Origin of the sequence: Symbiopectobacterium sp., from assembly GCF_051710365.1 — a bacterium.
Taxonomy (GTDB): domain Bacteria; phylum Pseudomonadota; class Gammaproteobacteria; order Enterobacterales; family Enterobacteriaceae; genus Symbiopectobacterium.
This window is the reverse complement of record NZ_JBPETA010000140.1, coordinates 1-8,474: the sequence shown is the minus strand read 5'-3', so window position 1 is coordinate 8,474 and position 8,474 is coordinate 1. Positions and strand designations below refer to the sequence as shown.

General features: G+C 53.9%; 8 protein-coding genes and 1 pseudogene. 7 read left to right on the top strand and 2 right to left on the bottom strand.

What is annotated here, in order from left to right; all coding sequences use genetic code 11:
• Positions 1-71, top strand: a pseudogene (locus ACTBDZ_RS12615) (surface-adhesin E family protein); the annotation flags it as partial.
• Between the two features lie 43 nt (positions 72-114).
• On the opposite strand, the gene ACTBDZ_RS12610 reads toward ACTBDZ_RS12615, so the two are convergent.
• Positions 115-1,251 carry a hypothetical protein gene (locus tag ACTBDZ_RS12610; protein ID WP_438815570.1) on the bottom strand — a complete coding sequence of 379 codons (1,137 nt, stop codon included), beginning with the start codon at positions 1,249-1,251 and terminating at the stop codon, positions 115-117.
• A gap of 148 nt (positions 1,252-1,399) precedes the next feature.
• On the opposite strand from ACTBDZ_RS12610, the gene ACTBDZ_RS12605 reads away from it, so the two are divergent.
• Positions 1,400-1,555 (top strand): hypothetical protein, encoded by a 156-nt coding sequence (locus tag ACTBDZ_RS12605; RefSeq protein WP_438815569.1) that lies wholly within the window; start codon positions 1,400-1,402, stop codon positions 1,553-1,555.
• 291 nt (positions 1,556-1,846) lie between these two features.
• On the opposite strand, the gene rpsT is transcribed toward ACTBDZ_RS12605, so the two are convergent.
• The gene (gene rpsT / locus ACTBDZ_RS12600) at positions 1,847-2,107 is read right to left on the bottom strand and encodes a 30S ribosomal protein S20 (protein ID WP_222158249.1); all 261 of its coding nucleotides are present in this window, start codon (positions 2,105-2,107) and stop codon (positions 1,847-1,849) included.
• 390 nt (positions 2,108-2,497) lie between these two features.
• Here rpsT and ribF point away from each other — a divergent pair, with 390 nt between their 5' ends.
• Genes ribF through ispH form a run of 5 tightly spaced genes read left to right on the top strand, consistent with a single transcriptional unit; the run spans position 2,498 to position 8,209 of the window.
• Entirely contained in the window at positions 2,498-3,439 is a 942-nt protein-coding gene (gene ribF, locus ACTBDZ_RS12595; RefSeq protein ID WP_438815568.1) for a bifunctional riboflavin kinase/FAD synthetase, read from the top strand.
• Between the two features lie 43 nt (positions 3,440-3,482).
• Positions 3,483-6,296, top strand: a complete 2,814-nt coding sequence (gene ileS / locus ACTBDZ_RS12590; protein WP_438815567.1) for an isoleucine--tRNA ligase — start codon at positions 3,483-3,485, stop codon at positions 6,294-6,296.
• Positions 6,296-6,808, top strand: coding sequence for a signal peptidase II (gene lspA, locus ACTBDZ_RS12585; protein WP_438815566.1), 513 nt, complete (start codon positions 6,296-6,298; stop codon positions 6,806-6,808). The genes ileS and lspA overlap by 1 nt, the downstream gene beginning before the upstream one ends.
• Positions 6,805-7,278: an FKBP-type peptidyl-prolyl cis-trans isomerase gene (gene fkpB / locus ACTBDZ_RS12580; protein WP_438815565.1), complete on the top strand. Its 474-nt coding sequence runs from the start codon at positions 6,805-6,807 to the stop codon at positions 7,276-7,278. Before lspA ends, fkpB begins: the two co-directional genes overlap by 4 nt.
• Positions 7,259-8,209 (top strand): 4-hydroxy-3-methylbut-2-enyl diphosphate reductase, encoded by a 951-nt coding sequence (gene ispH / locus ACTBDZ_RS12575; protein WP_438815564.1) that lies wholly within the window; start codon positions 7,259-7,261, stop codon positions 8,207-8,209. The genes fkpB and ispH overlap by 20 nt, the downstream gene beginning before the upstream one ends.
• The last annotated feature ends 265 nt before the right edge of the window (positions 8,210-8,474 follow it).

Genomic DNA, 8,474 nt, shown 5'->3' with positions numbered 1-8,474 from the left:
CCATGGCGATGGTCAAAGCGCTTAACCGGATCACGCTATTAGGAATGCCGAACAGTATTCGCATCACGTAACAATCGACCCGATGGGGCACAGTCGTTACAAGTTCTGATTTATTCAACAAAGCCGCTTGGGTTTTAAATGCTTTGATAACGTATCTATTTCTGCCATTAGCTGGTGATGAGCATGTTTTGACAGTTGGTCTTTAATTTCCGGGTTCATCAACGCGTCGGGGTAGTGCTGAGTTACCTCGTCTAACGTTGGTCTGATATAGGGATTCGCGCCAGCTCCCGTCGGTGTGAAGGCTTTATCACCGTGTGGGGTGTTGCCGGAAAGGCCTGCGTCCTGTGCGGCGCTGCCTATGGTATGCAGGTAGGCATTGCGAATGCCATCACAAAGTCCTTTATGGTAGGCAATTTGCGCAGCGGCTGAGAGAACGTTTCCATCATGGCGTGCGTGGCCTTTGGTTTTTAAGAGATGATTCAGTACGGCTTCGTGGCTAACGATTTCCAGCGCCGTGTGTGGATACGGCAGATGGCTTGCGCGTGCGTCAGCGGAACCCTGCTGATGCTGTGTAATTTCTTGCGTCACGTCGTTAAGCGCTTTTAGCGATCCCGTGGCCAGACTGACATTGCGTCCTTTCTGATAGGCCGTGGCAACAGCGTCTTGCAGACTGTGCTTAAACACGCTGCGACCCGTAATATTGACTATCCCTTTTTGCAGCAAATTGACGATGTGGTGCATGCTAAACGCTTTCACTAACGGTTTGTTTTTTACTTGTTCCAACCTGTCCAATGCGCCTGTAACTTTCGTATTGGTGTGTTGCTGCGGCGAAGTGAGGGCACCAGAGAGCGCTTGTCTAATGGTTTGCTGCGTGTCAACGGGAAGGGTGCTGAGCAGTTCGTTCTGAACAGGTTTGGCGCTGTGCTCCAGATGCTTTAAGAAGGTGTCTTTATGGTTGCTATAGATAGCGCAGAGGGCTGAGTCGATAGCCTGGCTGGCATAGTGGGTATCCGCCATGCCCTTTTCGACAATACCAAACTCCGTTACGGCGTTATCGACAAGGGTTTTGGCTTTTGTAAGCGCTTCACGGCTGGTGGTGTTGGCTGCCAATGCGGTTGCCGTATGCTGAGTGGGCGACCGACCTAGAATCGGTCCCGAGATGGCCTGTCGGGTCAATCGTTTTCCCGTGTCCGGTTTCCGTAAATGACTTTTATTGATCTGCTGCTCCGCTTCACGTGCGAGGGTAGCCATGATTTTTTGTCGAGCCGAATGGGCATGGGCTGGTTTTGCCGCGCGGGTCTGTTGCCCTGTATCCGGAGTTTGAGAAGCGGCTGCGGCATGTTTTGATTGATTAAACATAGCCACCGCGCGCACATTGATACACCGCGTGAAGGGGTTGATGAACTGTACTAACGCGTTATTTTTTGGCTGCGGTATCACCCCGTCTGTGGCAGGTCTGCCGCTCGGCACGCTGGCAAGTTGTGCTCTGTTGCCAAGCCCGTTCAAGGCGTTTAACCCAGAGGGCCTTTGTGATGTTATCGGTGCCGCTTGTTGAGTTTTTGGCTCCTGGCTTGTCAATATGATGGGGGAAGATTTTTTGGCTACTGGCGTTACCATAGAGAACCTCATGAATTCTGGATGCTGTATGCGCGCCAGCATAAAGTAGCGATTAATTTCGACTATAAAAAAAGCGCCTTACAAATTGAATCATCATAAGGAGAGGGTCAGGGCGAGGTAACGCCAAGGGAAACATGAGGGATGTGCTTTGAACGTGCAGAAACAAAAAAACCGGCCAGAGCCGGTTTTTTCTTACGACGAGGAAGACAGATGTCTACGCAAGCAATGATTACAGTGCGTTGATCTGAGCAGCAAGGTTGGATTTATGACGAGATGCTTTATTCTTGTGGATCAGACCTTTGCTAGCCTGACGATCCACAATTGGTTGCATGTCGTTAAACGCTTTTTGTGCAGCTTCTTTATCGCCAGTAGCGATCGCGGCGTATACTTTCTTGATGAAAGTACGCATCATGGAACGACGGCTAGCGTTGTGCTTGCGACGCTTCTCAGACTGTACGGCGCGTTTCTTAGCTGATTTGATATTAGCCAAGGTCCAACTCCCAAATATATTCTATCGAGGACAATTCAAAGGCCGAGGAATATGCCCGTTTAGCCTTCGTTTGTCAATGGATTTGTGCAAATAAGCGCCGTTTGTACGCCGACGCTTGTTACGTTGTGATGGCGCAGGATTTTAACAGCTTCGCGCTCGGTAATACAGCGTTTCCCGACAGAAATTCGCGTTTACCTGACGAACTTTTGATAAGAAAGAGGAATTTTTGCTCATGCGAAGCAACGCCATAGGGGCAATGCATGGCAAGATCGGTAGGCACTGCCGAGCAATTGCGTGACAAAAGGTGTGAATCGCGCTTTAACCTTAACCGCTGTACAAGGTATAATCCGCCGATTTCCATATCGTTAACCAAACTGTTCCTGAGTCGCCATGCAGCTAATCCGCGGTATACACAATCTCCGGGCACGCCATTATGGTTGTGTGCTCACCATCGGCAATTTTGACGGTGTACACCGTGGGCATCAAATGCTGCTTGAGCGACTAAAGCAGGAGGGGCTGGCGCGTGATTTGCCGGTGATGGTGATGACTTTCGAGCCACAGCCGCTCGAACTGTTTGCTGCCGATCAGGCACCTGCACGGCTTACCCGGCTGCGGGACAAGGTGAACTATCTGGCGCGCGCAGGCGTTGACGCACTGTTGTGCGTTAAGTTTGATGCAGCGTTCGCCGCACACGATGCGCAAGACTTTGTGCGCCACCTTCTGGTGGAAAAACTGGGTGTGAAATTTCTCGTTGTGGGGGATGACTTCCGCTTCGGGGCTGGTCGTAGCGGTGATTTCCTGTTATTACAGGGGGCGGGGCAGGCCCATGGTTTCGAGGTTATCAGCACGGCGACGTTCTGCAATGGCGGTAGGCGCGTAAGCAGTACCGCAGTACGTGATGCCTTGCTGCATGACGATCTGCCGCTGGCGCAAGAATTGTTGGGCCACCCTTACACGATTTCCGGGCGCGTGGTGCATGGTAAAGCGCTGGGCAGAACGTTGGGATTTCCGACCGCGAATCTGCCGATGAAACGCCAGGTATCGCCGGTCAGTGGGGTGTATGCCGTTGAAGTCTACGGCCTGGGCCCGACGCCGTTTCCCGGCGTCGCCAATATCGGCACCCGGCCAACGGTAGACGGCGATAAACGCCAGCAGTTGGAAGTGCACCTGCTGGATGTCGCCATGGATCTGTACGGGCGTCATATAGAAGTGGCGCTGTGTAAGAAAATACGAAATGAGCAGCGGTTTGCGTCGCTAGAGGCATTGACGCAGCAAATCGCCGAGGATGTGGTGACGGCCCGGACGTTTTTCGGGTTAGCAGCACCGGTGTAATATTCATACCCCAAGGTATGGCCGAAACTAAATCGAGAATCTAATGAGTGACTACAAAACTACCCTGAATTTGCCGGAAACAGGGTTCCCGATGCGTGGCGATCTGGCCAAGCGTCAACCTGACATGCTGAAACGTTGGTATGAACAGGATTTGTACGGAATTATTCGTCAGGCGAAAAAGGGCAAGAAAACCTTCATTCTGCATGACGGTCCTCCGTATGCGAATGGCAACATTCACATTGGTCACTCAGTTAACAAGATTCTGAAAGATATTATTGTCAAATCCAAAGGGCTGGCCGGTTATGATTCACCGTACGTGCCGGGATGGGACTGCCACGGTCTGCCTATTGAACTGAAAGTCGAGCAACTGATTGGCAAGCCGGGCGAGAAGGTGAGCGCGGCAGAATTTCGTCAGGCATGCCGCAAGTATGCGGCGGAGCAGGTTGAAGGGCAGAAGAAAGACTTTATCCGCCTCGGCGTGCTGGGCGATTGGGATCGCCCGTATCTGACCATGGATTTCAATACCGAGGCGAATATCATTCGTGCTCTCGGCAAGATCATCGACAACGGGCACCTGCACAAAGGGGCTAAACCGGTGCACTGGTGTGCCGATTGCGGTTCTGCACTGGCAGAAGCTGAGGTGGAGTATTACGATAAAACCTCTCCGTCTATTGATGTGGCTTTTACTGCTGTCGATGCGGCAGCTGTTGCGGCGAAATTCGGTGTCACTTCTGTTGCAGGTCCGATTGCACTGGTTATCTGGACCACCACCCCATGGACGCTGCCCGCGAACCGCGCGATCGCCGTGAATGCCGAGTTTGCTTATCAACTGGTGCAAATCGAAGGCAAAGCGCTGATTCTGGACGCCGATCTGGTGGAAAGCGTGATGGCGCGTCTGGGCGTAACAAGCTGGACCGTGCTGGGCGACTGCAAGGGTTCCGATCTTGAACTACTGCGTTTCAAGCACCCGTTCCTGAATTTCGATGTGCCTGCGATTCTGGGCGACCACGTCACGCTGGATGCAGGTACCGGTGCGGTGCATACCGCAGGCGGTCACGGCCCGGATGACTACGTCATCAGCCAGAAATACCAGCTCGAAATCGCCAATCCGGTGGGACCGAACGGCTGTTACCTGCCGGGTACGCATCCGAATCTGGACGGCAAGTTCGTCTTCAAAGCCAATGACCTCATCGTTGACATGCTGCGTGAAAGCGGCGCGTTGCTGCATGTGGAAAAACTGCAACACAGCTATCCGTGCTGCTGGCGTCACAAGTCGCCAATCATCTTCCGTGCCACGCCGCAGTGGTTCGTCAGCATGGATCAAAAAGGGCTGCGTCAGCAGTCGCTGTCTGAAATCAAAGGCGTGCAGTGGATCCCGGATTGGGGTCAGGCGCGCATCGAGTCCATGGTTGCCAACCGCCCAGACTGGTGTATCTCGCGCCAGCGTACCTGGGGCGTGCCAATGTCTCTGTTTGTTCATAAAGAGACCGAAGAACTGCACCCTCGCACGCCGGAGCTGATCGAAGCGGTGGCTAAACGCGTTGAGCAGGACGGCATTCAGGCATGGTGGGATCTCGATCCGGCCGATTTGCTGGGCGCTGATGCTGCCAATTATGTCAAAGTGCCGGACACGCTGGATGTGTGGTTCGATTCCGGATCAACCCACGACTCAGTGGTGGATGTGCGCCCAGAATTTGCCGGGCATGCAGCCGATATGTATCTGGAAGGCTCTGACCAGCATCGCGGCTGGTTCATGTCCTCGCTGATGATCTCTACGGCGATCAAGGGTAAAGCCCCGTATCGTCAGGTACTGACTCACGGCTTCACCGTCGATGGTCAAGGCCGCAAAATGTCCAAATCCATCGGCAACACCATTGCGCCGCAGGACGTGATGGACAAGTTGGGCGCGGATATTCTGCGTCTGTGGATCGGCTCCACCGACTATTCCGGCGAGATCGCGGTGTCCGATGAAATCCTCAAACGTTCTGCTGATGCTTATCGCCGCATCCGTAACACCGCGCGTTTCCTGCTGGCGAACCTGAACGGGTTCGATCCGGCCTTGCACAGTGTGAAGCAGGAAGAGATGGTCGTGCTGGATCGTTGGGCGGTAGGCTGCGCGCAAGCCGCACAGCAAGAGATCGTTGAAGCGTACGAAAGCTACGATTTCCACCGTGTGGTGCAACGCCTGATGCAGTTCTGCTCCATCGAAATGGGCTCGTTCTATCTGGACATCATCAAGGATCGCCAATACACCGCCAAGCATGACAGCGTGGCGCGCCGTAGCTGCCAGACCGCGCTGTTCCACATTGCGGAAGCGCTAGTTCGCTGGATGGCACCGATCATGTCCTTCACCGCCGATGAAGTCTGGGGCTACTTGCCGGGTAAACGCGCACAGTACGTGTTTACCGAAGAGTGGTATGACGGCCTGTTCGGGCTGGCGGAAGAGGAAACCCTGAACGATGCGTTCTGGGCCGACATGTTGAAAGTGCGTGCCGAAGTGAACAAGGTGATTGAGCAAGCGCGTAACGACAAGCGTATTGGTGGTTCGCTGGAAGCGGCGGTAACGCTGTATGCCGATGCTGAGCTGTCCGAGAAGCTGGGGCGTCTGCAACAGGAGTTGCATTTTGCACTGCTGACCTCCAGAGCGCGGGTTGAACGCTATGAAGATGCTCCGGCGGATGCGCAGGCGAGTGAACTCTCTGGCCTGAAAATTGCCTTAAGCAAAGCGGATGGGCACAAGTGCCCGCGTTGCTGGCACTATGAGTCCGATATCGGTGTGGATGCTGCACACTCAGAGGTATGCGGACGCTGTGCCACGAATGTGGGCGGTAATGGTGAAGAGCGTAAATTTGTCTGATGAATAAATCGATCTGTTCGAGCGGGTTGCGCTGGCTGTGGCTGGTGCTGGTAGTGTTGGCGGTGGATCTTGGCGTCAAATACTGGGTGCTGGCGAATTTCGAACTTGGTGAAACCTGGGCGCTATTCCCCTCGTTAAACCTGCACTATGCCCGTAACTACGGTGCGGCGTTTAGCTTCCTGGCAGATAAAGGCGGCTGGCAGCGCTGGTTTTTTGCCGGTATCGCCATCATGATCGTGGTGGCGCTGCTGGTGATGATGTACCGCAACCGCGCCGACCAGAAGCTGAGCAATATCGCCTATGCGCTGATTATCGGCGGTGCGCTGGGGAACCTGTTCGACAGAACCTGGCACGGCTTTGTGGTCGATTACATTGACTTCTATGTCGGTGACTGGCACTTCGCGACGTTCAATCTGGCGGACACGGCTATCTGTATCGGGGCAGGTCTGGTAGTGCTGGAAGGCTTTCTGGCACCTCACGACGCCTCGGCGAAGCCGAAGGGGCAGGCATGACGCAAAGAGTACAGAATACCAGCGCCGTACTGCTGCATTTTGTGCTGACGCTGGAAGATGGCAGCGTTGCGGAATCGACCCGCGAACGGGGTAAACCCGCGCTGTTTCGCCTGGGGGATGAGAGCCTGTCTCCGGCACTGGAACAGCAACTCCTCGGCTTGCGCCGGGGAGATAAACACCGTTTCACGTTGCCGCCGGAATCGGCCTTCGGGCCGTCCAATCCGGATTTGATTCAGTTCTTTCTGCGCCGCGATTTTGCCGAGACCGGCGTACCGGACGTGGGCACCATCATGCTGTTCAGCGGCGTGGCGGGGAATGATATGCCCGGCGTGATTCGTGAAGTGGCGGAAGAATCGATTACGGTCGATTTCAATCATCCGCTTGCGGGTCATCACGTAAGCTTTGATGTTGAGGTGATGGATATCGATCCTGTCGCGCAGGAGGTTGAGCGTGCAAATCTTACTGGCTAATCCGCGTGGTTTCTGCGCGGGCGTCGATCGCGCAATCAGCATTGTCGAGCGTGCGCTGGAAATTTATGGCACGCCGATTTATGTGCGCCACGAAGTCGTGCATAACCGCTACGTGGTGGATGGCTTACGTGATCGCGGTGCGATCTTTATTGAAGAGATTGTCGAAGTGCCTGATGGCGCAATCCTGATTTTTTCTGCGCACGGCGTGTCTCAGGCTGTACGGGCGGAGGCGAAGAATCGCGATCTGACCGTCTTTGATGCCACTTGCCCGTTGGTGACCAAGGTCCATATGGAGGTGGCGCGCGCCAGCCGTAAAGGGGTAGAAGCTATCCTGATCGGTCATGCGGGACACCCTGAAGTAGAAGGCACCATGGGGCAGTACAGCAACGATGACGGCGGCATGTATCTGGTGGAGTCGCCGGAGGATGTGTGGAATTTGCAGGTTAAAGATGAGGGTAACCTCTGCTTTATGACGCAAACCACGCTGTCGGTGGATGACACCTCCGCGGTAATCGATGCACTGCGTGAGCGTTTCCCACAAATTATCGGCCCACGTAAAGACGATATCTGCTACGCCACCACGAACCGTCAGGAAGCGGTGCGTTATCTGGCGGAACGCGCCAACGTGGTGCTGGTAGTGGGGTCGAAAAACTCCTCCAACTCCAATCGCTTGGCAGAACTGGCTCAGCGTGCCGGCATTCCCGCTTACCTTATCGATTCTGCGAACGATATTCAGGAGCGCTGGCTCAGGGATGTGGCGTGTGTCGGTGTAACGGCGGGTGCGTCTGCACCGGACATTCTGGTTCAGCAGGTGATTGAACGCCTTAAATCCTTCGGGGGGAAAGTCGCGCTCGAGCTGGAAGGCCGTGAAGAGAACATTGTCTTTGAAGTACCAAAAGAGCTGCGCGTGGAAGTGAAGCAGATCGATTGATACTGGCATGAAGCAGATAAAAAAATAGCAGGGTGTTATCCCTGCTATTTTTTTATCTGAATTATCCCCTTTTTCGAATGCATAAAAACTGCATGATTATGCGTTGCCTATTTGGGTCACGTATTCAATGAGGCTTTGTTGAATCCGTCATTCCGCACCTGATTTTTCTTTTTTCGGGACTTGACGGTATTCTGAAGTTCTGAATTTATTACTGCTTTTTGCAGACCAATCAGCATGAGTACTCCCCACGTTACCATCCGTAACC